Source organism: Micromonospora sp. NBC_01739 (assembly GCF_035920385.1).
In the GTDB taxonomy this organism is placed as follows: Bacteria; Actinomycetota; Actinomycetes; order Mycobacteriales; family Micromonosporaceae; genus Micromonospora.
This window is the reverse complement of record NZ_CP109151.1, coordinates 1,854,006-1,876,145: the sequence shown is the minus strand read 5'-3', so window position 1 is coordinate 1,876,145 and position 22,140 is coordinate 1,854,006. Positions and strand designations below refer to the sequence as shown.

Genomic DNA, 22,140 nt, shown 5'->3' with positions numbered 1-22,140 from the left:
GAGGACTGATGCCCTTACCCACCCGGTTGACCCTGACCACGGTCAACCTGGACAGTCCCGACCCGGCCGCGCTGGCCCGCTTCTACCTGCGGCTGCTGGGCTGGGAGATCGGTGTCGAGCAGGCCGACGACGTCATCCTGCGTGCCCCCGAGGGCGGGGTGGGGCTGTCCTTCCAGCGGGAACGGGCGTACGTGCGCCCCACCTGGCCGGCCGAGCCGGGTCGGCAGCAGATGTCGATGCACCTGGAGATCGGCGTGGAGGATCTGGACGCCGCCCTGGACCATGCCCTGGCCTGCGGGGCGACCCTGGCCGACTATCAGCCGCAGGACGACGTCCGGGTCTGCCTGGACCCGGACGGTCATCCCTTCTGTCTGTGGTTGATGTCCTGAGTCGACATCCGGGTCAGCTCGTGGCGCGTCGCCGTCGGACGGCGTACGGCAGCACGAACAGGTACAACCCGGTGAGCAGGAGTATGGCCAGGGGGAGCAGCGGCAGGTAGAAGACCCACTCGACGGGTTCGGCCCGGGTGGCGGCGACGAAGGCGGCGATGACGGTCACCACGAAGGTGACCGAGATCCATCGATGGGTCTGTCGGACTATGGTGTTCCAGCGCATGGCGACCTCCAGCGGAGACGAGCTGCCCGGCCGGCGGGTGACGCCGAGCGGGATGTCCTGAAGGTCAGCTTGCTGCGTCGCAGCGTGAAGTGCTTCTCGATTCCTGACCGGTCGGGCGGAACCCCCGCAGCGTGACCGTCCACCGGTCCGCCCCCAAACGACCGTTAAGCTGTCCGGGTGGGAATCGACGAACTGTACCCGCCGCAGCGGCTGGTAGCCGCGCAGCGCGCCATCGCCACCGCCGGCCTGGACGCCCTGCTGCTCAGCCCCGGCTCCGACCTGCGCTACCTCACCGGGTACGACGCGCACGCCGGCGAGCGGCTGACCCTGCTGGTGCTGCCCGCCGAGGGTGAGCCGACCCTGATCGTGCCTACTCTGGAACGACCGGCGGCCGAGGCCTCCCCGGCACCGGCCACCGGGGTACGCATCATCGACCACACCGACGGCACCGACCCGTACCCGCTGGTGACCGCGGCCCTGGGCGGGTCGGTCGAGGCGGTGGGACTGGCCGACCGGATGTGGGCCGAGCAGGTCCTGGCCCTGCGTGCCGCGTTGCCCGGTGCCCGTCAGCGGCTGGCCTCCGAGGTGCTGCGGGAGTTGCGGATCGTCAAGTCACCGGCGGAGGTGGCCGCATTGGCCGAGGCCGGTGCGGCCATCGACTCGGTGCACGAGCGGATGGGCGAGTGGCTGCGGCCGGGGCGTACCGAGGTGGAGGTGGCCGCGGACATCGCCGCGGCGATCCGGGCCGCCGGGCACGTCACGGTCGACTTCGTCATCGTCGCCGCCGGGCCGAACGGGGCCAGCCCGCACCACGGCACCAGTGACCGGCCGATCGGGGCGGGGGAGCCGGTGGTGGTGGACATCGGCGGCACCATGCCCTCCGGTTACCGCTCCGACTGCACCCGCACCTTCGTGGCCGGTGGCCGCCCACCGGCGGAGTTCGTCGACTACTACACCGTGCTGCGGGACGCCCAGCAGGCCGCCGTGGCGGCCGTCCGGCCGGGGGTGAGCGCCGAGGCGGTCGACACGGCCGCCCGCGAGCCGATCACCGCCGCCGGGTACGGCGAGGCCTTCCTGCACCGCACCGGCCACGGCATCGGCCTGGACGGTCACGAGGAGCCCTACCTGGTGGCCGGCAACGACCGTCCGCTGGCCGCCGGGATGGCCTTCTCGGTGGAACCGGGGATCTACCTGGCCGGGCGGCACGGGGCCCGGATCGAGGACATCGTGGTCTGCACCCCCGAGGGCGTACGCCGACTGAACACCACCACCACGGAGCTGATCGAGCTATGACCGTCGAGCGGATCCTGCCCACCGACGAGGCCCACGACCTGCTGGAGTTGGCCACCGAACTCGCCGACCGGGAACTCGCCCCCAAGGCGGTCGAGTACGAGCAGCGCGCCGAGTTCCCCCGGGAGACCCTGCGCACCCTGGGCCGGGCCGGCCTGCTGGGGCTGCCCTACCCCGAGGAGTACGGGGGTGCCGCCCAGCCCTACGAGGTGTACCTGCAGGTGCTGGAGATCCTGGCCGGGCGCTGGCTGGCCGCCGCCGAGGCGGTCAGCGTGCACACCCTGTCCTGCTACCCGGTCGCCGCCTTCGGCACCGAGGCCCAGCGGGAGCTGCTGCCGGACATGATCGGCGGGGAGCTGCTGGGCGCGTACTGCCTCTCCGAGCCCCAGGGGGGTTCGGACGCCGCGGCCCTGACCACCAGGGCGGTCCGCGACGGCGAGGAGTACGTCGTCACCGGCACCAAGGCCTGGATCACCCACGCCCACACGGCCGACTTCTACAACATCTTCTGCCGCACCGGCGGCCCCGGCCCGAAGGGCATCTCCTGTCTGCTGGCCGACCGGGGCACCCCCGGCATCGCCCCGCAGGCCGCCGAACGCACCATGGGGCTGCGCTCCTCCCCGGTGGCGCAACTGGTCTTCGACGAGGCCCGGGTGCCGGCCGAGCGGCTGATCGGCGGCGAGGGCAAGGGCTTCACCATCGCCATGGCCGCGCTGGACTCCGGTCGGCTCGGCATCGCCGCCTGCGCGGTGGGGCTGGCCCAGGCGGCGCTGGACTACGCGGTGCAGTACGCCCGGGAGCGCCGGCAGTTCGGGCGGGCGATCATCGACTTCCAGGGCCTCGGCTTCATCCTGGCCGACCTGGCCACCCAGATCTCCGCCGCCCGGGCGTTGATGTTGGCCGCGGCCCGGCTGCGCGACGCCGGCCGGCCGTACTCGGTGGAGGCGGCCAAGGCGAAGCTGTTCGCCTCCGACGTGGCGATGCGGGTGACCACCGAGGCCGTGCAGGTGCTCGGCGGGGCCGGCTATGTGGCCGACCACCCGGTGGAGCGTTACTTCCGGGAGGCGAAGGTGTTGCAGATCGTCGAGGGCACCAACCAGATTCAGCGGATGGTGATCTCCCGGGCCCTGGCCAAGGGGTGAACGTCGCACATCGGGCGCATTCCGGGTAGGTTGCACGCCGTGGAGGAGATCGATCGGGCCATCGTCGCGGCGTTGACCGCGGACGGTCGGCTGTCGTACACGGACCTTGCGGAGCGGGTCGGCCTGTCGGTCTCGGCCGTGCACCAGCGGGTCCGTCGGCTGGAGCAGCGCGGGGTCATCAAGGGGTACGCGGCCCGGGTCTCCTTCGAGGCCCTGGACCTGCCGCTGACCGCCTTCGTGGCGATCCGGCCCTTCGATCCCTCGCAGCCGGACGACGCCCCGGAACGGCTGGCCCACCTGCCGGAGATCGACTCCTGCTACTCGGTGGCCGGTGAGGACTTCTACCTGCTGCTGGTGCGGGTGGCCGGGCCGGGGGACCTGGAACGGGTGCTCCAGGAGATCAGGACTTCGGCCAATGTGACGACCAGGACGACAGTGGTGCTCTCCACCCCGTACGAGCACCGCCCGCCCAAGGCCGCCCAGCCGATCGAGCAACCCAGGCCGCGGGGCGTCCCCGCCGAGCCTTCCGGTTCCTAGCCGGAGGGCTCGCGAGGGGGCGGTCCGGGGTCGGCGGTGATCAGCCGAGGCGATTGTGTGAAATGGGACGAGATGATCAAGAACATCCGACCCCGGTTCAGTGAACTCACGGGATGCGGAGCTAGGATCCATCCCTGATTCGGCGGAAGTGCGACCCGATCGTGAGCGGCGCGAGCCGATCCGCGGCGTGCCTGCCGGCGCCGCGGCACGGTCTCGTCAGGTGTGTCGTCAAGGGGAGGATTGAGATGTTCCGACCGCTATGGTCGAGGTTCAGCCAGTCGGATTCCGAGGTCCGGTCATGACGCGCATCCTCGTCCGCGCCGGCAAACATCCGGCCACGGTGCTGTCCCACGAGCAGAGCCTGGCCACCTCCCGGCTCGGGGTGTTCGGCTCCAACTCCGGCAACATGCTCTTCTACAGCGCGGTCTTCCGGGCCCTCAGCGTGCCCGGCGCCGAACTGGTCGCCAACTCGTACGTGCACGAGCGTCCGGTGCATCTGGGCCGGTACATCGAGCGGACGAACGAGGAGTTCGACCGGTTCGTGCTGCCGATGGCCAACTCCTACCGGGACACCTTCCTGCCGCACCTGGAACGGCTGGCCAAGGTCATCGAGAAGCTCACCATTCCGGTCACGGTGGTCGGCATCGGCGCCCAGCTGCCGTACGGCACCGAGTTCGACTCCCTGCCCGACGAGTACAAGCGAATCGTCACCCGGTTCACCCGGGCCGTGCTGGACCGCTCCGCCTCGATCGGGGTACGCGGCGAGTACACCGCCCGGATGCTGAAGTACCTGGGCTTCGGGGACGAGCACGTGCGGGTGATCGGCTGCCCGTCGATGTTCGGCAACGGGCCGCTGGGGCCCCTGGTGCGCAAGGTCGGGCACCTGCGCTACGACAGCCCGCTGGCCATCTCGTACACCCCCAAGGTCAAGGGGGTGGACCGGCTGGTCGAGGCGAACACCAACCGCTACCCGAACAGCGTCATCGTGCCGCAGCAGCATCACCGGCTGGCCCTCATGCTCTGGGGCGAGAACCCGGCCAAGGTCGGCAACAAGCGGATGCCGATCCACACCGAGCACCCGCTGTACGTCAACGACCGGATGCGGTTCTTCGTGGACGCCTCGACCTGGGTCGAGTTCATGGCCGAGCAGCACTTCGCCTTCGGCACCCGCATCCACGGCAATGTCGCCGCCGTACTGGCCGGCACGCCGGCGGTGGTGCTGGCCCACGACTCCCGTACGGTCGAACTGGCCGAGTACCACGGCATCCCGTACCGCCTCTACGCCGACCTGCCGCCGGACGTCGACGCCCAGCGGCTGTACGAGGAAGCCGACTTCGACGCCTTCCTGCCCCGCCAGGTGCCGACCTTCGAGACCTACCTGCGGTTCCTGGAGCACAACGACCTGGAGCACGTGTTCGCGCCGGGCAAGGAGAACCCCGACTACGACAAGGCCCTGGCCGCCGCCAAGTTCCCCGGCCCGGTGCACACCCTGATGGCCTCGGACGAGGTCGGACGCCGTCAGATCATGTCGCGCCTGCGGTGGCTGCGGCAGGGCCACGAGGGTGACCTGGCCCGGCCTGCCTATGACTTCGAACCCCCCTTCCGCGAGCCCCGCGGATACAAGTCACTCGAGGAGCGGGTAACCCAGTTGGAGAAGGAACTCAAGGTTCAGCAGAACTTCCTGGCGTCCTGGCGTGGCCGGGTCAGCCGGGTGCTGCGGATGAACGGCACGTCGACGGGCGCCCGGCGGTGAGCGCCAAGTCCGGCTTGCGGGGGTGGTTGGCGGGTCGACTGCCCACCCTGGCCGCCGAGGTGGCGGCGGTGGTCGCTCTGCTGTTGGCGGCGGTGGCGGACTCCCCGCTGTGGGCCCTGCCCCCGGCCCTGATCGCGGTCGGTCTGCTCGGCTACACCTGGCGCAACGCCGTCAGTGGCGGCTCGGCGGCCTCCGGTTCGACCATGATCACCCGGCTGCTCCTGTTGGCCTGCGCCTACCTGCTCGGGGTGGTGCACTCCGGGGCCGGCATCGTCCTGGCCCTGGGGGTCGGCGGGGCCGCTCTGGCTGTGCTGGCCGAGTCTGCGGTGACGGCCACCTCCCGGTCGGTCTACCCGGTGTCGGCCAATCTGCGCGGCAGTGGCCTACGGCCCAATCTGCGCCCCAACACCAGCCGGGCGGTGCTGGTCAACGGCGCCGCCGTGGTGGTGGCCCTGGGCTGCGGGTTCCTCGGCACCCTGGAGGTCGTCTCCCTGGTGGTGTCGGCCGCCGCGCTGGCCCTGGTCGCGTTCACCGGCTGGCAGGCGGTGACCCGGGTACGGGCCCGGCACGCCAGTGAGACGAGGCTGACCGCCGCGCTGACCGCCTACGAACCGGCCTTCCTGCTGCACTGGGAGGCACCGGCCGGCACCGCGTACCAGGTCGGCATGTGGCTGCCGTACCTGGAGCGCCTGGGCAAGAAGTTCTTCGTGCTGGTGCGTTCCGAGGCCAACTTCAACGAGGTGGTGCGGCTGACCACGGCGCCGGTGGTGCTGCGGGCCGGGCTGACCCAGATCGACGACGTGATCGTGCCGTCGCTGCGGGCGGCCTTCTACGTCAACACGGCGACGAAGAACAACCACCTCGTGCGGTACACCAACCTGACGCACATCCAGCTCAACCACGGTGACAGCGACAAGGTGCCGAGCCACAACCCGGTCTTCCGGATGTACGACCGGAACTTCGTAGCCGGTCAGGCCGCCATCGACCGGTTCGCGGCCAACGGGGTGAGCATGCCGGCGGAGATGTTCCGCATCGTCGGGCGTCCGCAGGTGGAGAATGTCGCCATCGCCGCGGCCCCGATCGCCTCGCTGACCGCGCCCCGGGTGCTGTACGCCCCCACCTGGGCCGGCTTCTACGCCGACTCGAACTACTCCTCCCTGCTGGTGGGCTACGACATCGTCAAGGCCCTGATCGCCCGGGGATGCAGCATCGTGTTCCGGCCGCACCCGTACACCATTCGCTCGGCGGCCCTGACCCAGGAGTCGGAGCGGATCAAGGCGCTGCTGGCCGAGGACGCGCGGACCAGTGGCCGCAAGCATCTGTTCGGCGCGCAGGCCGAGTCGAAGATGTCCGTGGTGGACTGTTTCAACGCCTCGGACGCGATGGTGTCGGACGTGTCCAGTGTGGTGGCGGACTACCTGTACTCGGAGAAGCCGTTCGCCATGGTCGCGGTGTCGGCGCCGGCCGACCGGTTCACGGACGCCTTCCCGCTGGCCCGGGCGGCGTACGTGATCGACGCCCACACCGGCCGGGTGTCCGGTCTGGACCTGGTGCTCGACGACCTGCTCGGCAGTGACCCCCTGGCGGCCACCCGCCACGACCTGAAGAAGTACTACCTGGGGGACATCCCCGCCGAGGGGTACGCCCAGCACTTCCTCGACGAGGCCAACAGCTACCTCTGATCGGGCCAGGGACCGGCTCCGGCTTTCGGCGTGACAGCGCCGGGGCCGGAGCCGTTCTCGTTGCCGGGTCAGTGCCGGGCGGTGGTGGGGGGTATCTCGGCCGGTGGGGTGGGCGGGTGGTTCCAGCGCAGGACGACCCGGCGGGCGTGTTCGTGGCCGAGCAGGCTGAGGGTGCCGGTGTCCAACCGCAGCAGTCCGCCGGCCGAGGGGGGTAGCCCGATCCACCGGGCGGCCAGCACCCGCAGCGAGTGGGCGTGTCCGATCAGGGCCACTGCACCCTGATCGAGGAGGGGGTGCACCCGGGCGAGCAGGCGGTCGACGCGTTCGCCTACCTCGTCGGGGGATTCGCCGCCCGGGCAGCCGTCGGTCCACACGCTCCATCCGGGATGTTCCTGGTGGATGTCGGCGGTGGTCCGTCCCTCGTGGTCGCCGTAGTTCCATTCCGCCAGGTCCTCGTCGGTGTCGGTGATGCCCAGGTCGGCCAGTCGGGCGGTGTGCACCGCTCGCAGTCGGGGACTGGCCAGCACGGCGACGAACCGCTCCTCGGCGAGGGCGGGGCCCAGGGAGCGAGCCTGTCGCTCACCGTCCGGGGTCAGCTCCAGATCGGTGTACGAGGTGTGTCGGCCGGCGGTGCTCCAGGCGGTGGCGCCGTGCCGGATGAGCGTGATCTGTCCCATTGGCCCAGTCAACCAGCCGCCGCCTTCACCCGACTACCTAGCGTCCTAGGACGCCCTACGCGATGTACGCCCCACCACCGGGTTTTCACCGACGGTGCCCGGGGACACCGACAAGAACGGGGTTCACCCGTCCCGGCCGAGCAGAGGAGGCGAGATGAGCTTCATCGACAAGGCGAAGAGCAAGGTCGAGGAGATGAGCGGCACCGCCAAGGAGCGCATCGGCGACATGGCCGACAACGAGCGGATGCGGGCCGAGGGGGCCGGTAAGCAGGCTGAGGCCCGGGCCCGGCAGGCCGGCGAGGACGCCAAGAGCAAGGCGAAGAACGCCTTCAACAGGTGAGACGCCGACGCCAGGGGCCCCCGGATCAATCCGGGGGCCCCTGGCGGTACGTGTGGTCGGTTGCTACTCGTCGCGGTGGGTCAGCCACCACTGCTGGCCGGCCTCGGGCAGGGTGTCGATCGGGTCGTAGTAGGCGTACCGCTTGTTCAGGGCCGCCAGGTCGGCGGACTCGATCGAGGTGCGGTAGTTCTTGGTCCAGTAGGAGATGCCGCGCTCGCGGTCGTACTCGGTGATCATGTGCACCCAGCGCTTGCCGACGAAGGGCACGTCGCAGACGATCCGGGGGGTGGCGTACCCGGGCAGGTAGCCCATGATGTCGTGCTGGAGCTGCTGGGCGTGCCAGACCGGGACCCGCCAGTGTTCGGCGTTGGGGATCATGTCGCACATATAGAAGTAGTACGGCAGGATGCCGGCTTCCCCCTGCAGGGCGAAGCACAGGTCGAGCAGGTCCTTGCTGGTGGCGTTGACGCCGCGCATCAGCACACCCTGGTTGCGGACGTCGCGTACCCCGACGTCCAGGGCGGTCTGGGCGGCCTTGGCGACCAGGGGGGTCAGCGACTGGGCGTGGTTGACGTGGGTGTGGATGGCCAGGTTGACGCCGCGGCGGGCGGCGGTGCGGGCGACCCGTTCCAGGCCCTCGACGACGTCGGGCTGGAGCCAGTGCTGAGGCAGGCCCATGAGGGCCTTGGTGGCGAGTCGGATGTCCCGGATGGTTTCGATCTCCAGCAGGCGCATCAGGTAGGACTCGAGATTGCGCCAGGGGATGTTTGCCACGTCTCCGCCGGAGACGACCACGTCGCGTACGCCGGGGTGGGTTTTCAGGTAGTTGATGTGGGCGTCGTACCGGTCGACGGGTTTGAGGCTGAGTTTGAGCTTGTCGACCGCGGGGGTGGAGTTGCCGACCAGGTCCATGCGGGTGCAGTGGCCGCAGTACTGGGGGCAGGTGGCGAGGAGTTCGGCGAGGACCTTGGTGGGGTAGCGGTGGGTCAGGCCCTCGGCTACCCACATGTCGTGTTCGTGCAGGGAGTCACGGCTGGCGTAGGGGTGGGAGGGCCAGTCGGTGCGTCGGTCGGAGGCCACCGGGATCATGTAGCGCCGGATGGGGTCGGCTAGCAGGGCTTCGGTGGTCGGTGGCGCGAAGGGCACCATGGTGTTGATCATCTGGGGTGGCACCAGCATGGACATGGTGGCCAGGGCGCGTTGGTCGGCTTCCAGGTCGGCGTAGAAGCTCTCGTCGACGGTGTCGCCGAGCACGGTGCGCAGTTGTTTGACGTTCTTGACGCAGTTGACCCGCTGCCATTGGGCGTTCTCCCACTGGTCGCGGGTGACGTGGCGCCAGCCGGGGAAGCGGGTCCAGTCGGGTTCGACCAGGGGGGTGCGGCGGTATTCGTAGGGCTGGCCGGGGGTGTCGACGGGGGCCGGCTGGGGTGGCGCGGTGCGCTGCACCGGCGGGTGGGTCTGGGTCACGGCCCCTCCTGGTGGTTGATCGATGACCCCGAAGGGTACTGGAAAATATCCGGTCAAGAAATTAGTCTGCCGTAAGTTTTCCCGCCACGCGACTCCCAGCCGGGGGTTCAGGCGGCCATGCAGGGGAGGTCGGGGTGACGTCACCGGTGGGTCTGCACCGCGTCGTGGAGCCGGCGGGGGTGCTGCCGCAGGCGGCCTGGCGGCTGGATGCGCGTGCGGAGATCGCGGCGAACGAGGTGCGGATCCGGGTGGAGCGGCTGAACCTGGACGCGGCGAGTTTCCGTCAGCTGTTCGACAAGCACGGCGGTGACGGTGCTGCGGTGCGCGCCGAGGTGCTGGAGATCATCTCTACCCGGGGCAAGATGCAGAACCCGGTGACCGGGTCGGGTGGCATGTTGATCGGCACGGTCGAGGAGGCCGGGCGGCGTTCGCCGTTGGGTCTGAAGCCGGGGGAGCGGGTCGCCACCCTGGTGTCGTTGACCTTGACGCCGCTGGTGGTCACGGACGGTCTGGCCCGGTGGGACGGGCTCAGCGAGCAGGTGCCGTGTGAGGGGTGGGCGATTCTGTTCGCCCGGTCGATCGCGGCGGTGTTGCCGGAGGATCTGGATCCGCAGTTGTCGCTGGCGGTGCTGGATGTGTGTGGGGCGCCGGCGTTGACGGCGCGGGTGGTGTCGCGGTGTGTGGCCGAGCGGTCGGGGGATCGGCCGGTGTCGGTGGCGGTGATCGGTGGTGCGGGCAAGAGTGGCTCGTTGTCGCTGGCGGCGGCGCGGCAGGCGGGGGCGGGTCGTACGGTCGGGGTGGTGCCGGTGGTGGCGGAGCGGGACGCCCTGGTGGCGGCCGGGTTGTGTGATGCGGTGGTGTTGGCCGACGCGCGGGATCCGGTGGGGTTGTCCACGGCGGTGACGACCGCGCTGGGGGCGCCGGCTGATGTGACCGTGGTGTGTGTGGATGTGCCGGGGTGTGAGCACGGGGCGGTGTTGGCCACGGCGGACGGCGGCACAGTGATCTTTTTCTCGATGGCGACGAGTTTCGCCGCGGCGGCGTTGGGGGCCGAGGGGCTGGCGGCGGACGTGACGATGCTGGTCGGCAACGGGTACGTGCCGGGGCACGCGGAGTTGGCGTTGGGGTTGTTGCGCAGTGATCCGGGGGTGCGGGGCCTGTTCGAGGCGCGGCTGGCGGCAGACTGAGGCCATGAACGAGAACCCCTCGACGTTGTTCCGCGGTGGCGTGTTGCATTGTCCGGCGGATCCTTCCGCTACGGCGTTGTTGGTGCGGGATGGGCGGATTGCCTGGTTGGGGGCGGACGCGGATGCGCCGCCGGCGGACCGGGTGGTGGACCTGGGTGGGGCGTTGGTGACCCCGGCTTTCGTGGACGCGCATGTGCATGTCAGTGACACCGGGCTGGCGTTGTCGGGGCTGGATCTGTCCGGGGTGCGGTCGGCCGGGGAGTTGCTGGACGCGGTGTCGGTGTTCGCGGCGGGGTTGCCGGCGGATGCGGTGGTGTTGGGGCACGGCTGGGACGAGTCGACCTGGGCGGTGCCGCAGCCGCCGTCGGCGGCGGAGTTGGGGCGGGCGGCCGGTGGGCGGCGGGTGTACCTGTCCCAGGCGTCGATTCATTCGGCGTTGGTGTCCTCGGCGTTGTTGGCGGCGTGTCCGCAGGCGGCGGAGGCGGTCGGGTACGACGGGTCGGGTTGGTTGCGGCTGGACGCGCACCATGTGGTGCGGGCGGCGGCGCGGGGGTCGGTGACGCGGGCGCAGCGGGTGGCGGCGCAGCGGGTGGCGTTGGCGCATGCGGCGTCGTTGGGGATCGCGGCGGTGCACGAGTGTGGTGGGCCGGAGATCTCCGACGAGGAGGATTTCACCGGGTTGTTGGCGATCTCGGGTGCCGGGGTGCCGGAGGTGTACGGGTACTGGGGTGAGTTGGGTGGTGCGGCGCGGGCGCGGGAGTTGGGTGCGGTGGGTGCCGGTGGTGATCTGTTCGCCGACGGTGCCCTGGGGTCGCGTACGGCGTTTCTGTCGGATGCGTATGTCGACGGTGTGGGCTGTGGGCACGGGTATCTGAGCGCGGAGCAGGTGCGTGATCATCTGTTGGACTGTGCGGCGCATGGGATGCAGGGCGGGTTCCATGCGATCGGGGATGCGGCGATCTCGACGGTGTTGGAGGGGTTCGCGGGGGCGGCGCGGCGGTTGGGTACGGATCGGGTGCGGGCGGCTCGGCATCGGGTGGAGCATGCGGAGGTGATGGATCGGCGGTTGATCGCCGGTTTCGTGGAGTACGGGGTGGTGGCGTCGATGCAGCCGGCGTTCGACCGGTTGTGGGGTGGTGCGGGGCGGATGTATGAGGCGCGGTTGGGGTTGGAGCGGTCGTTGGCGTCGAATCCGATGGGGGCGATGCACGGGGTGGGGGTGGCGTTGGCGTTCGGTTCGGATTCGCCGGTGACGCCGTTGGATCCGTGGGGTTCGGTGCGGGCGGCGGTGGCGCATCACAGTCCGGTGCAGCGGATGACGGTGCGGGCGGCGTTCGCGGCGCACACCCGGGGTGGGTGGCGGGCGGTGCATCTGGACAGTGAGGGGGTGTTGGCGTTGGGGGCGCCGGCGACCTTTGCGGTGTGGTCGACGCCGGCGGGGCTTCAGGGGGGTCTGCCGGTGTTGCAGGCGGAGGATCCGGAGTTGCGGGGGGCGCAGGATCCGACGCCGTTGCCGGTGTGTCAGGCGACGGTGTTGCGCGGTGATGTGATCTTTCAGCGGGAAGGGCTGTCGTGACGGGCAAGCTTGATCTGGATCCGGTGTTGGTGGCGCGGGCGCGGGAGTTGGCGCGTCGGGCGGGGCAGCCGGTGGTGGAGTTGGCGCGTAGCCACACGACGGTGTCGGTGGAGCGGGCGGTGTTGCGGTTGGCGGGGGTGGCCGGGGCGGATCCGGATGGGATTCCGTGGGTTAACCGGCTGGTGGATGCGGTGGTGGCGGATGTGGGGTTGGGGCATGGGGTGGCGGTGCCGGTGTTCGATGCCCTGGCGCGTGAGCAGATCACCGATGTGACGTTGTTGGCGCAGAAGGCGGCGGCGGGGTCGGTGCGGTTCGAGGTGCCGTCGGGGAAGGCGGCGACGGCGGCTCGGCGGGCGGCGCGTAGGGCGGTGGGTGCGGGGATTCGGTTGATCGATCGGCGGCGGGCGGAGCGGGAGCGTCTGGTGCGGCGGTTCGGTGATCCGGTGCGGCGGCCGTGGATTTATCTGATCGTGGCGACGGGGGACATCTACGAGGACATTCCGCAGGCGCAGGCGGCGGCGCGGGCCGGGGCGGATGTGATCGCGGTGATCCGGTCGACGGGGCAGTCGTTGTTGGATTATGTGCCGGAGGGGGCGACCCGGGAGGGGTTCGCTGGCACGTACGCCACTCAGGAGAATTTCCGGCTGATGCGGGCGGCTCTGGATGTGTCCTCGAAGGAGTTGGGTCGGTATGTGCGGCTGACGAATTACGCGTCGGGGTTGTGTATGCCGGAGATGGCGACCCTGGCGGGTCTTGAGCGGTTGGACATGATGCTCAACGACTCGATGTACGGGATTCTGTTCCGGGACATCAATCCGATTCGTACGTTCGTGGATCAGCGTTTCTCGCGGCAGGTGCATGCCCGGGCGGGGATCATCATCAACACCGGTGAGGACAACTATCTGACCACCGCTGATGCGGTGGATGAGGCGCACACGGTGACGGTGTCGCAGTTGCTGAACGAGTACTTCGCGCATGAGGCGGGGTTGGCGGACTGGCAGCTGGGGTTGGGGCACGCGTTCGAGATCAATCCGGATGTGCCGGAGTCGTTGCGGTTGGAGTTGGCGCACGCGTTGTTGGCGCGGGAGTTGTTTCCGGATGCGCCGTTGAAGTGGATGCCGCCGACGAAGCACATGACCGGTGACGTGTTCCGGGGGAATCTGCTCGACGGGTTCTTCAATCTGGTGGGCACGCTGACGGGGCAGGGCATTCTGCTGGTGGGGATGATGACCGAGGCGGTGGTGACGCCGTGGTTGTCGGATCGGGACATCGCTTTGCAGAACGTGCGGTATGTGCTGGGGGCGGCCGGGGGGTTGCGTGAGGATTTCGTGCCGGCGGCGGGTGGGTTCATTCAGCAGCGTGCGCACCGGGTGTTGGGTGAGGCGGTGGAGCTGTTGGAGCGCATCGGGGAGCAGTCGTTGTTGACGGCGATCGCGGAGGGCACGTTCGGGATCATGAAGCGGCCGGCGGACCGGGGTAAGGGTTTGGCCGGGGTGGCGCGGCATGAGGCGGATTACTACAACCCGGCCACGGAGATCCTGGAGCAGCCGGCATGAGCGAGGGTCGTGAGGGCGTGCCCAGCCGGGAGAAGACCGTCGTGCGGCCGTACGGGGACACCACGGGGGACGGCATGGTGCAGGTGTCGTTCACGTTGCCGGTGCCGCATGACAAGCGGGCCGAGGGTGCGGCGGTGCAGTTGGCCAACAAGATGGGGTTGGACCCGGCGATGTTGGTGCACGCCAAGCCGATCGGTGAGGGGTTCACCTTCTTCGTGGTGTACGGGCGGGTGAATCATCTGGTGGACCTGGCGAAGGTGCAGGTGGTGGAGCGGGATTTTCCGCTGCTGAGCGCCAAGGAGGTCAATGCGGTGGTGAAGCGGCGGCTGCGGCGGAAGTTGTCCGTGGTGGGGGCGTGTATCGGCACGGATGCGCACACGGTGGGCATCGACGCGATTCTGAATGTGAAGGGGATCGCCGGTGAGAAGGGGTTGGAGTATTACCGGGAGTTGAAGGTGACGAATCTGGGTGCGCAGGTGAGTGTGCCGGAGTTGGTGGAGGCGGCGCGGGCGGAGCGGGCTGATGCGGTGTTGGTGTCGCAGGTGGTGACGCAGCGGGATGCGCATCTGCACAACACCCGGGAGATGTCGGCGGCGTTCCGGGAGGCGTTGCCGGTTGACCGGCGGCCGTTGCTGATCGTGGGTGGGCCGCGGTTCGACGAGTCGATGGCGGCCGAGTTGGGGGTGGATCGGATTTTCGGTCGGGGGACGACTCCGGGTGAGGTGGCCAGTTACCTGGTCCACGCGTTGATCACGAGCAAGAGGGTGAAGTAATGACTGATTCGCGGGTCGGGTTGACGGTGACCCATCGGCGGTATGTGCCGTATTCGCATGCCCATTACGCCGGGAATCTGGTCGACGGGGCGTACGCGTTGGGGTTGTTCGGTGATGTGGCCACGGAGGTGTGTATCCGTACCGATGGGGATGAGGGTTTGTTCGCCTCCTATTCGGAGGTGCAGTTCCGGGCCCCGATCCGGGCGGGGGATGTGGTGGAGGTGGTGGCGGAGGTGACCCGGGTGGGTACCCGCAGCCGCACCATCGATTTTCAGGCGCGGGTGGTGTGTCGGGGGCGTCCGGATCGGGGTGGGTCGGCGGCGGAGGTGCTGGCGGAGCCGGTGGTGGCGGTGACGGCGACCGGCACGGTGGTCGTGCCGCCGGTGGCGTGAGGGTAGCGGTCTGCGCCGACGTGGGGTCGACGTTCACCAAGGTGTCGGTGGTGGACCTCGACGGGGGTGGTCTGGTGGCGTCGGCGGCGGCGCGTACGTCGGTGGACACGGATGTGTGGCACGGCCTGGAGGTGGCGGTCGGGGCGGCGTTGGCGGGCCGCTGGTCGCCGCAGGTGCCGTGGTTGGTGTGTTCCTCGGCCGGTGGTGGGCTGCGGCTGGCGGTGGTGGGCTATGAGCCGCTGGTGACGGCGCAGGCGGGTCGGCGGGTCGGGTTGTCGGCCGGCGCGGATGTGGTGCATGTGGCGGCCGGTCGGCTGGGTCGGGCCGAGTTGACGGCGTTGCGGGCGGCCCGCCCGGATGTGGTGTTGCTGGTCGGTGGCACCGACGGTGGGGACGCCGAGACCCTTACCCACAATGCGACCCGGTTGGCGCGGGCCCGGTTCCGGGTGCCGGTGGTGTTGGCCGGCAATGTGGCGGTCCGCGACGGGTTGCAGGAGGTGTTGGCGCAGGCGGGGGTGCCGGTGACGGTGGCCGACAACGTGTTGCCGCGGATCGGGGTGTTGGCGCCGGCGTCGGCGCGGGAGGCGATCCGTCAGGTGTTCCTGCGGCATGTCATCGGGGGTAAGCGGCTGTCGCGTGGGCGCCGGTTCGCCCGGTTGGTGCGGGCGGCCACCCCGGATGCGGTGTTGACCGGGGTGGAGGCGTTGGCGGAGCTGGCCGGGGGTGATCTGGTGGTGGTGGATGTGGGTGGGGCCACCACGGACGTGTATTCGGTGTTGACGCCGGACGAGCGGGCCAGTGGGCCGGGTCGGGAGGTGGCGGGGTCGTTGTGGCGGGCCCGCACGGTCGAGGGTGACCTGGGGATGCGGTGGAGCGCCCCGCAGGTGGTGCGGGCCGCGGTCGAGGAGCGGCTGCTGGGGGAGCCGGAGGGGGCCGAGTTGGTGGGGGAGGCGGCGCGGCGGGCCGCCGATCCGGGGTTCCTGCCTGCGGATGCGTCCGGGCGGGCGGTGGATGCGCGGATCGCGGCGTTGGCGGCGACGGTGGCGTTGCGGCGGCATGCCCGTGGGGTGGGCACGGGGGAGCGGTCGGGGCGGGATCTGCGGGATGTGCGGTTGGTGGTGGGTTCGGGTGGGGTGTTGCGGCACGCCCCGCGGGAGGTGGCCGAAGGGGTGTTGGGGGCGGTGTTGACCGATCATGCCGGTGGGTGGGCGTTGCCGCGGGCGGCGCGGCCGGTGGTGGATGTGGACTACGTGTTGGCGGCGGCGGGGCTGCTGGTCGGGGAGTATCCGGTGGCGGCCCGGGGCCTGCTGCGGCCGCTGCTCGGCCGTTCCGCCGGCGGCGACACGCCGGGGTGTGGGGGCGACTCGGCGGTGGCGGGTTGACAAGGGCGGGGGTGGGCCACGTACCGTCTTTGAGTCCTACCACGGGAAGTGGCTGTTGTTCGCTTCGTCCCTTCGTCCGCTGGCCGAGCGAGATGGTGTCGCGGCGGCCAGGTCCAGCGGGCGGGGGTCGGCGGGGCGGCGCGAACCGGCCGCGTTTACCGGTGTACGGGCAGGGTGAGATACACGGCCAGTAGACAACGGCCTGACGGGGGCAGCCAGTCGCCGTCCGGTCGGTCCGAAGGTCGAGGTGTCTCGTTCTCGCCCCACCGGCCGTGGAAGGGGCCTGGGAGCATCGGGGCGCGGCGTACGCCGCGCCCCGACTTGGTTGCCGGGGTCAGTCGGTGGCGGGTCGGGCCCGTACGTGCAGGCGTTCGCCCTGTGGGCCGAACAGGTTGAGCACCTCGACGGGTTCGGGGCCGGGGTTGCTGACGCGGTGCGGGGTGCGGGTGTCGAATTCGGCGACCTCGCCGGCTTCCAGCATCAGGTCGTGTTCGCCGAGTTGCAGGCGCAGCCGCCCGGAGAGCACGTAGAGCCATTCGTAGCCCTCGTGGGACTGAAGTCGCGTCTCGGCGGGGCTGTGTGGGGGCAGGATCTGTTTGAAGGCCTGCAGGCCACCGGGGCGGCGGGTCAGGGGCAGGAAGGTCATGCCGTGGCGGACGATCGGGCGGGGCCGGATCCGGGGGTCGCCGACGGCGGGGGCGCCGACCAGTTCGTCCAGGGGCACCTGGTGGGCGCGGGCCAGGGGCAGCAGCAGTTCCAGGGTGGGGCGGCGGTGTCCCGATTCGAGGCGGGACAGGGTGCTCACCGAGATGCCGGTGGTGTCGGCGAGTTCGCTCAGGGTGGTGCCCCGGTTCTTGCGTAGGGCCCGCAGGCGGGGACCCACCGCGGCCAGCACCACCGCCTCATCGTTTGCCATGTTGGCAACAATACTTGTCGAAGTTGGGGGTGCGGGTGGATGGTGACGCACGAAACCGACAAGGGGAGCACAAGATGGACGACAGGTACGACGTGGTGGTGGTCGGTGGTGGGGCCGCGGGCCTGGCCGGGGCGTTGACCCTGGCCCGGGCGCGCCGTTCGGTGCTGGTGGTGGACGCCGGACAGCCGCGTAACTCCCCGGCGGCCGGGGTGCACACCTATCCGGGGTTGGAGGGGATCCCGCCGGCCCGGTTGGCGGCGATCAGCCGGGAGGAGGTGACCGGCTACGGCGGGCAGTTGATGACCGGTCAGGTCACCGGCGTCGACCGGGTCGGTGAGGAGTTCACCGTAACCGTCGACGGGGGGCGGCAGGTGCGGGCCCGGCGGCTGCTGGTCACCACCGGGCTGGTCGACGAACTGCCCCCGCTGCCCGGCCTGGCGCAGCGGTGGGGCCGGGACGTGCTGCACTGCCCGTACTGCCACGGGTGGGAGGTGGCCGACAAACGGATCGCCGTGTTGGCCACCGGCCCGCTGTCGGCCCACCAGGTGCGGCTGTGGCGGCAGTGGAGTGACCAGGTGCTGTTCCTGCTGCACGACCAGCCGGCCCCGCAGGCCGAGGAAGCCGAATGGATGGCCGCCCTGGAGGTGGCGGTGGTGCCGGGCCCGGTGGCCGGGCTGAGGGTGCAGGACGACCGGCTGACCGGGGTGCGGCTGGCCTCCGGGGAGCAGGTTGACTGTGAGGTGCTGGTGGTGGCCTCCCGGCTGACCGCCCGGGCGCAGGTGCTGTCGTCGTTGGGGTTGACGGCCGAGCCGGTGGAGAGGCACGGGCAGGTGATCGGTGAGCAGGTGCCGTCCGGGCCCGCGGGTGCCACCTCCGTGCCGGGGGTGTGGGTGGCCGGCAACGTCGCCGACCTGACCGCGAAGGTGATCCCGTCCGCCGCCGCCGGGATCACGGCCGCGGCGGCCATCAACGCCGACCTGGTCGAGGCCGACACCCGGGAGGCGGTGGCGCGGCACCGGCGGCAGCGGGAGGAGGCCTTCACCGAGGCCGGGTGGGAGCAGCGGTATCAGCAGCGGCCGGCGGTGTGGAGCGGCCGACCCAATCCGCAGCTGGTGGCCGAGGTGTCCGAGGTCACCCCCGGCCGGGCCCTGGACGTGGGCTGTGGTGAGGGCGCCGACGCGGTGTGGCTGGCCGAGCGGGGTTGGCGGGTCACCGGGGTGGACATCTCCACCACCGCCCTGGAGCGGGCCGCCCGGCACGCCCGTGCGGCCGGTGAGCTCCTCGCGCAGCGCATCGAGTGGGTGCACACCGACCTGCTGCACGGCGAGGTGAAGGAAGGCGCCTACGACCTGGTGTCGGCGCAGTTCATGCACCTGCCCCCGCAGGACCGGCGGGAGTTGTACGCGCGGCTGGCTGCGGCGGTCGCCCCGGGTGGGCTGCTGCTGATCGTCGGGCATCACCCGCAGGACCTGTGGTCCCGCGCGCATCGGATGCACTACCCGGAGATGATGTTCACCGCCGAGCAGGTGGCCGCCGACCTGGACCCGCAGCGGTTCGAGGTGCTGGTGGCGCAGGCCCGGCCACGGACGGCCGTGGACCCGCAGGGTCACGAGATCTCGGTGCACGACGCCGTCCTGCTGGCCCGCCGCCGGTGAGGTCCCGCCCCGACCCTGCGGCGGCGTCACCGGCGGTCCGGCCGGTGGTACGGGCCGGGGGTCGGGGCGGGTAGCCTTCGGCGCGTGAGCGCGCCCGATTCGCCCGTGACGACCGTGGACCCTGCCGTCGCGGCCACCCCACCGTCTCGCCTGCCGGCGGTGCCGCTGCCGGTGGCGCTGGCCATGGCGGTGGCCGCCGGGTTGGCGTTGCTGCTGGCCTTCCCGCCGTACGGGTGGTGGCCGTTGGCGCCGGTGGGGGTGGCCCTGCTGGCCGCGGCCACCCACCGGCGGCGGCTGCGGGCCGGCGCCGGACTGGGGTTCGTGACCGGTGTGGCCCTGTTCGCGCCGCTGCTGTCCTGGACGAACCTGCACACCGGCTACCTGCCGTGGGTGTTGTTGTCGCTGTTGCAGGCCGCCTACCTGGCGTTGCTGGGTGCGGCCACGGCGTGGGTGTCGCCGCTGGTCGACCGGTTCCCGCGGGTGTGGCCGGTGGTGACCGGGGTGCTGTGGGTGGGTCAGGAGGCGCTGCGGGACCGCACCCCGTTCGGCGGGTTCCCGTGGGGGCGGCTCGCGTTCGGGCAGGACGGTTCGCCGTTGCTGCGTCTGGCCGCCCTGGGTGGCGCCCCCCTGGTGACCTTCGCGGTGGCGTTGGCCGGTGGGCTGCTCCTCGCCGCCGCCTGGTGGCTGGTCCAGGCCCGCCGGCAGCCCACCACGGCACGCTGGTGGGTTCCGGCCGCCGGGGCCGGGGCCGCGGTGGTGGTGCTGCTCACCACCGCGCTGCTGGTGCCGGTGGGCGGGTCCGCGAGCGGGGGGAGTGTCACGGTAGCCATCGTGCAGGGCAACGTGCCGCGCCTGGGGTTGGACTTCAACGCCCAACGGCAGGCCGTGCTCGACAACCATGTCGACGCGACGATCGAGCTGGCCGCCCAGGTCGGCGCCGGTCAGCGGGAACAGCCCGACCTGGTGGTGTGGCCGGAGAACTCCTCCGACATCGACCCGTTGCGTAACCCGGCCGCCGGGGCTCGGATCTCGGTCGCCGCGGACGCCATCGGGGTACCGATCCTGGTGGGGGCGGTGTTGTCCGGTCCGGAGCCGGGGCAGGTGCGCAACGCGGGGCTGCTGTGGCGTCCCGGGGTGGGCCCGGATTCCGACCAGCTGTACATCAAGCGGCATCCGGTGCCGTTCGCCGAGTACGTGCCGATGCGGGATCTGGCCCGCATGGTGAGCAAGCAGGTCGACCGGGTACGCGCCGACTTCGTCGCCGGCACCGAGCCGGGGGTGGTGCGTACCCCGGCGGTGGTGCTCGGTGACGTGATCTGCTTCGAGGTCGCCTACGACGGGCTGGTCCGGGACACCGTGACCGGTGGGGCCCAGCTGCTGGTGGTGCAGACCAACAACGCCACCTTCGACGAGGCCGAGGCCCGTCAGCAGTTGGCCATGGTGCGGTTGCGGGCCGTGGAACACGGCCGACCCGCCCTGATGGCCTCCACGGTCGGGGTGTCCGGGTTCGTCACCCCCGACGGGCGGGTAAGCGATGCGACCGGGTTCAACACCCGCGCGGTCGTGGTGCGGCAGCTGACCCTGAGCGAGGGGCGCACCCTGGCCACCCGGATCGGGGTGCTGCCGGAGGTGCTGCTGGCCGGGCTGGCCGTGGTGGCGCTGGCCGGCACGGTGGTGCTGCGGCGGCGACCCGTTTAGATCCGCACGCCGGCACGAGGGAGGCAGCGGTGATGCAGAAGACCGACATCCGTCCGGCGACGAACGAGGTACCCGGGGTGGGCCGGGTCCTGGTGGTGATCCCCACCTACAACGAGGCCGACAACCTGTCCACCATCGTGGGTCGGGTCCGGCGGGCCGCCCCGCAGGTGGAGGTGCTCGTCGCCGACGACAACAGTCCCGACGGCACCGGCGACATCGCCGAGGACCTGGCCCGTGGCGACCGGCAGGTGCATGTGCTGCACCGGGAAGGCAAGCAGGGCCTCGGCGCGGCCTACCTGGCCGGGTTCGGGTGGGCGCGGCGGCGGGGGTTCAACGCCGTGGTGGAGATGGACGCCGACGGCTCCCACGACCCGCAGGACCTGCCGGCGCTGCTGGCCGCCGCCGCGGACGCCGACCTGGTGATCGGGTCCCGGTGGACCCGGGGGGCCCGGGTGCTGAACTGGCCGCTGCGGCGGCTGCTGCTGTCGCGGGGCGGCAACCTGTACGCGCGGCTGGCGTTGGGGATGCCGGTGGCCGACGCCACCGGCGGCTACCGGGTCTACCGGTCGAGTCTGCTGGACCTGCTGGACCTGGAGTCGGTGTGCTCGCAGGGCTACTCCTTCCAGGTGGAGTTGTGCCGGTTGGCGCATCGGGCCGGGGCCCGGATCACGGAGGTGCCGATCACCTTCGCGGAGCGGGAACGGGGCGCCAGCAAGATGAGTCCGCTGATCGTGGTCGAGGCGTTGTGGCGGATCACCGGGTGGGCGTTCGACGACCGGCGGGCGGCCGTGCGGCACGGGTGGCGGGCGGTCACGGCGGGGCAGGCCCGGTGGCCCTGAGTCGGGTCGTGTCATGCTGGAGGTACGCGGACGGCTGCGCCGCCCCGGCCAGCCGCCGACGATGACACGCCATACGGCGGATGGGGTGATATGCGCCGGACACTGCGGTTCGTACCGTTGGCCCTGCTGGTTTCCGTGCTCGTGGAGCTGGCCGTGTTCGTGCTGGTGGGCCGGGCGGTCGGCTTCGGCGCGGCGACCCTGATGGTGTTCGCGGCGTCGCTGCTCGGCATGGTGTTGCTGCGGCGGGAGGGCATCCGCGCCTGGCGGGGGTTCCGGGAGGCCGCGCAGTCCGGTCGGCCGCCGGGTCGGCAGGTGACCGACGGGCTGGTGGGTCTGCTCGGTGCCCTGCTGTTGGCGACCCCCGGTCTGGTCAGTGGCCTGGTGGGGCTGGTGTTGCTGGTGCCGCCGGTGCGGCGGCTGGCCTGCGGCGGCGTGCAGCGGACCGCGGAGCGTCGGGTGTCCTCGATGACCGCCGGTGACCTGTTCGGGCCCCGCCGGGTGCGGGTGTACCGGGGTGCCCCCCAGCCGGGGCAGACCACCCCGGCCGAACCGGCCGCACCGCCGCCATCGGCTCCGCCGGTGGCCGACGCGGGTCGGGCCATCGAGGGTGAGATCGTGGAACCACGCTGACAAAACACGCCCCCGGGAGATCAACTCCCGGGG

General features: G+C 71.0%; 21 protein-coding genes. 17 read left to right on the top strand and 4 right to left on the bottom strand.

Annotation, left to right across the window (positions count from 1 at the left end):
- The first annotated feature begins 8 nt into the window (after window positions 1-8).
- Complete coding sequence (locus tag OIE53_RS08330) at window positions 9-389, top strand: VOC family protein (protein WP_327026002.1); 381 nt, start codon at window positions 9-11, stop codon at window positions 387-389.
- Between the two features lie 13 nt (window positions 390-402).
- On the opposite strand, the gene OIE53_RS08325 is transcribed toward OIE53_RS08330, so the two are convergent.
- Window positions 403-615, bottom strand: a complete 213-nt coding sequence (locus OIE53_RS08325; RefSeq protein WP_327026001.1) for a hypothetical protein — start codon at window positions 613-615, stop codon at window positions 403-405.
- Window positions 616-792: 177 nt separating this feature from the next.
- Here OIE53_RS08325 and OIE53_RS08320 point away from each other — a divergent pair, with 177 nt between their 5' ends.
- The 5 genes from OIE53_RS08320 to OIE53_RS08300 all read left to right on the top strand — a co-directional run bounded on the left by OIE53_RS08320 (window position 793) and on the right by OIE53_RS08300 (window position 7,019).
- Complete coding sequence (locus tag OIE53_RS08320) at window positions 793-1,908, top strand: M24 family metallopeptidase (RefSeq protein WP_327026000.1); 1,116 nt, start codon at window positions 793-795, stop codon at window positions 1,906-1,908.
- Window positions 1,905-3,047, top strand: a complete 1,143-nt coding sequence (locus tag OIE53_RS08315) for an acyl-CoA dehydrogenase family protein (RefSeq protein WP_327025999.1) — start codon at window positions 1,905-1,907, stop codon at window positions 3,045-3,047. Before OIE53_RS08320 ends, OIE53_RS08315 begins: the two co-directional genes overlap by 4 nt.
- A gap of 39 nt (window positions 3,048-3,086) precedes the next feature.
- The gene (locus OIE53_RS08310; RefSeq protein WP_327025998.1) at window positions 3,087-3,584 is read left to right on the top strand and encodes an Lrp/AsnC family transcriptional regulator; all 498 of its coding nucleotides are present in this window, start codon (window positions 3,087-3,089) and stop codon (window positions 3,582-3,584) included.
- Window positions 3,585-3,882: 298 nt separating this feature from the next.
- Window positions 3,883-5,337 carry a polysaccharide pyruvyl transferase family protein gene (locus tag OIE53_RS08305; RefSeq protein ID WP_327025997.1) on the top strand — a complete coding sequence of 485 codons (1,455 nt, stop codon included), beginning with the start codon at window positions 3,883-3,885 and terminating at the stop codon, window positions 5,335-5,337.
- Entirely contained in the window at window positions 5,334-7,019 is a 1,686-nt protein-coding gene (locus OIE53_RS08300; RefSeq protein ID WP_327025996.1) for a CDP-glycerol glycerophosphotransferase family protein, read from the top strand. The genes OIE53_RS08305 and OIE53_RS08300 overlap by 4 nt, the downstream gene beginning before the upstream one ends.
- Window positions 7,020-7,087: 68 nt before the next feature.
- On the opposite strand, the gene OIE53_RS08295 is transcribed toward OIE53_RS08300, so the two are convergent.
- Window positions 7,088-7,696, bottom strand: a complete 609-nt coding sequence (locus tag OIE53_RS08295; RefSeq protein ID WP_327025995.1) for a histidine phosphatase family protein — start codon at window positions 7,694-7,696, stop codon at window positions 7,088-7,090.
- Window positions 7,697-7,850: 154 nt separating this feature from the next.
- On the opposite strand from OIE53_RS08295, the gene OIE53_RS08290 reads away from it, so the two are divergent.
- Window positions 7,851-8,036 (top strand): CsbD family protein, encoded by a 186-nt coding sequence (locus OIE53_RS08290; RefSeq protein ID WP_327025994.1) that lies wholly within the window; start codon window positions 7,851-7,853, stop codon window positions 8,034-8,036.
- Between the two features lie 63 nt (window positions 8,037-8,099).
- On the opposite strand, the gene OIE53_RS08285 is transcribed toward OIE53_RS08290, so the two are convergent.
- Window positions 8,100-9,503, bottom strand: a complete 1,404-nt coding sequence (locus OIE53_RS08285) for a KamA family radical SAM protein (protein ID WP_327025993.1) — start codon at window positions 9,501-9,503, stop codon at window positions 8,100-8,102.
- A 134-nt stretch (window positions 9,504-9,637) separates the two neighbouring features.
- On the opposite strand from OIE53_RS08285, the gene OIE53_RS08280 reads away from it, so the two are divergent.
- Genes OIE53_RS08280 through OIE53_RS08255 form a run of 6 tightly spaced genes read left to right on the top strand, consistent with a single transcriptional unit; the run spans window position 9,638 to window position 16,369 of the window.
- Window positions 9,638-10,690: a zinc-binding alcohol dehydrogenase gene (locus tag OIE53_RS08280; protein WP_327025992.1), complete on the top strand. Its 1,053-nt coding sequence runs from the start codon at window positions 9,638-9,640 to the stop codon at window positions 10,688-10,690.
- Between the two features lie 4 nt (window positions 10,691-10,694).
- Window positions 10,695-12,266, top strand: a complete 1,572-nt coding sequence (locus tag OIE53_RS08275; protein WP_327025991.1) for an amidohydrolase — start codon at window positions 10,695-10,697, stop codon at window positions 12,264-12,266.
- On the top strand, window positions 12,263-13,822 hold the full coding sequence (locus tag OIE53_RS08270) for a lysine 5,6-aminomutase subunit alpha (RefSeq protein WP_327025990.1): 1,560 nt from the start codon (window positions 12,263-12,265) through the stop codon (window positions 13,820-13,822). The genes OIE53_RS08275 and OIE53_RS08270 overlap by 4 nt, the downstream gene beginning before the upstream one ends.
- Window positions 13,819-14,595 carry an OAM dimerization domain-containing protein gene (locus tag OIE53_RS08265; protein WP_327025989.1) on the top strand — a complete coding sequence of 259 codons (777 nt, stop codon included), beginning with the start codon at window positions 13,819-13,821 and terminating at the stop codon, window positions 14,593-14,595. The genes OIE53_RS08270 and OIE53_RS08265 overlap by 4 nt, the downstream gene beginning before the upstream one ends.
- Complete coding sequence (locus tag OIE53_RS08260) at window positions 14,595-14,987, top strand: hotdog domain-containing protein (protein ID WP_327025988.1); 393 nt, start codon at window positions 14,595-14,597, stop codon at window positions 14,985-14,987. Before OIE53_RS08265 ends, OIE53_RS08260 begins: the two co-directional genes overlap by 1 nt.
- The gene (locus OIE53_RS08255) at window positions 14,984-16,369 is read left to right on the top strand and encodes a glutamate mutase L (protein ID WP_327025987.1); all 1,386 of its coding nucleotides are present in this window, start codon (window positions 14,984-14,986) and stop codon (window positions 16,367-16,369) included. The genes OIE53_RS08260 and OIE53_RS08255 overlap by 4 nt, the downstream gene beginning before the upstream one ends.
- A 334-nt stretch (window positions 16,370-16,703) precedes the next feature.
- On the opposite strand, the gene OIE53_RS08250 is transcribed toward OIE53_RS08255, so the two are convergent.
- Window positions 16,704-17,285, bottom strand: coding sequence for a helix-turn-helix domain-containing protein (locus OIE53_RS08250; protein ID WP_327025986.1), 582 nt, complete (start codon window positions 17,283-17,285; stop codon window positions 16,704-16,706).
- Window positions 17,286-17,359: 74 nt separating this feature from the next.
- Between OIE53_RS08250 and OIE53_RS08245 the strand changes: the two genes are divergently transcribed.
- The 4 genes from OIE53_RS08245 (at window position 17,360) to OIE53_RS08230 (ending at window position 22,107) form a co-directional block, all read left to right on the top strand.
- On the top strand, window positions 17,360-18,940 hold the full coding sequence (locus OIE53_RS08245; protein WP_327025985.1) for a bifunctional NAD(P)/FAD-dependent oxidoreductase/class I SAM-dependent methyltransferase: 1,581 nt from the start codon (window positions 17,360-17,362) through the stop codon (window positions 18,938-18,940).
- Between the two features lie 84 nt (window positions 18,941-19,024).
- Window positions 19,025-20,638 carry an apolipoprotein N-acyltransferase gene (gene lnt, locus OIE53_RS08240; RefSeq protein WP_393339073.1) on the top strand — a complete coding sequence of 538 codons (1,614 nt, stop codon included), beginning with the start codon at window positions 19,025-19,027 and terminating at the stop codon, window positions 20,636-20,638.
- 32 nt (window positions 20,639-20,670) lie between these two features.
- Entirely contained in the window at window positions 20,671-21,477 is an 807-nt protein-coding gene (locus OIE53_RS08235; RefSeq protein WP_327027120.1) for a polyprenol monophosphomannose synthase, read from the top strand.
- Between the two features lie 90 nt (window positions 21,478-21,567).
- A complete protein-coding gene (locus OIE53_RS08230) occupies window positions 21,568-22,107 on the top strand; it encodes an FxsA family protein (protein WP_327025984.1) in 540 nt (179 codons plus the stop codon).
- Window positions 22,108-22,140: the final 33 nt, after the last annotated feature.

Excerpts from the sequence above, each read along its gene's own strand:
- OIE53_RS08330 (WP_327026002.1), top strand. The coding sequence starts at position 9 with ATGCCCTTACCCACCCGGTTGACCCTGACCACGGTCAACCTGGACAGT.
- OIE53_RS08325 (WP_327026001.1), bottom strand. The coding sequence starts at position 615 with ATGCGCTGGAACACCATAGTCCGACAGACCCATCGATGGATCTCGGTC.
- OIE53_RS08315 (WP_327025999.1), top strand. The coding sequence starts at position 1,905 with ATGACCGTCGAGCGGATCCTGCCCACCGACGAGGCCCACGACCTGCTG.
- OIE53_RS08305 (WP_327025997.1), top strand. The coding sequence starts at position 3,883 with ATGACGCGCATCCTCGTCCGCGCCGGCAAACATCCGGCCACGGTGCTG.
- OIE53_RS08295 (WP_327025995.1), bottom strand. The coding sequence starts at position 7,696 with ATGGGACAGATCACGCTCATCCGGCACGGCGCCACCGCCTGGAGCACC.
- OIE53_RS08290 (WP_327025994.1), top strand. The coding sequence starts at position 7,851 with ATGAGCTTCATCGACAAGGCGAAGAGCAAGGTCGAGGAGATGAGCGGC.
- OIE53_RS08275 (WP_327025991.1), top strand. The coding sequence starts at position 10,695 with ATGAACGAGAACCCCTCGACGTTGTTCCGCGGTGGCGTGTTGCATTGT.
- OIE53_RS08265 (WP_327025989.1), top strand. The coding sequence starts at position 13,819 with ATGAGCGAGGGTCGTGAGGGCGTGCCCAGCCGGGAGAAGACCGTCGTG.
- OIE53_RS08260 (WP_327025988.1), top strand. The coding sequence starts at position 14,595 with ATGACTGATTCGCGGGTCGGGTTGACGGTGACCCATCGGCGGTATGTG.
- OIE53_RS08250 (WP_327025986.1), bottom strand. The coding sequence starts at position 17,285 with ATGGCAAACGATGAGGCGGTGGTGCTGGCCGCGGTGGGTCCCCGCCTG.
- OIE53_RS08245 (WP_327025985.1), top strand. The coding sequence starts at position 17,360 with ATGGACGACAGGTACGACGTGGTGGTGGTCGGTGGTGGGGCCGCGGGC.
- OIE53_RS08235 (WP_327027120.1), top strand. The coding sequence starts at position 20,671 with ATGCAGAAGACCGACATCCGTCCGGCGACGAACGAGGTACCCGGGGTG.
- OIE53_RS08230 (WP_327025984.1), top strand. The coding sequence starts at position 21,568 with ATGCGCCGGACACTGCGGTTCGTACCGTTGGCCCTGCTGGTTTCCGTG.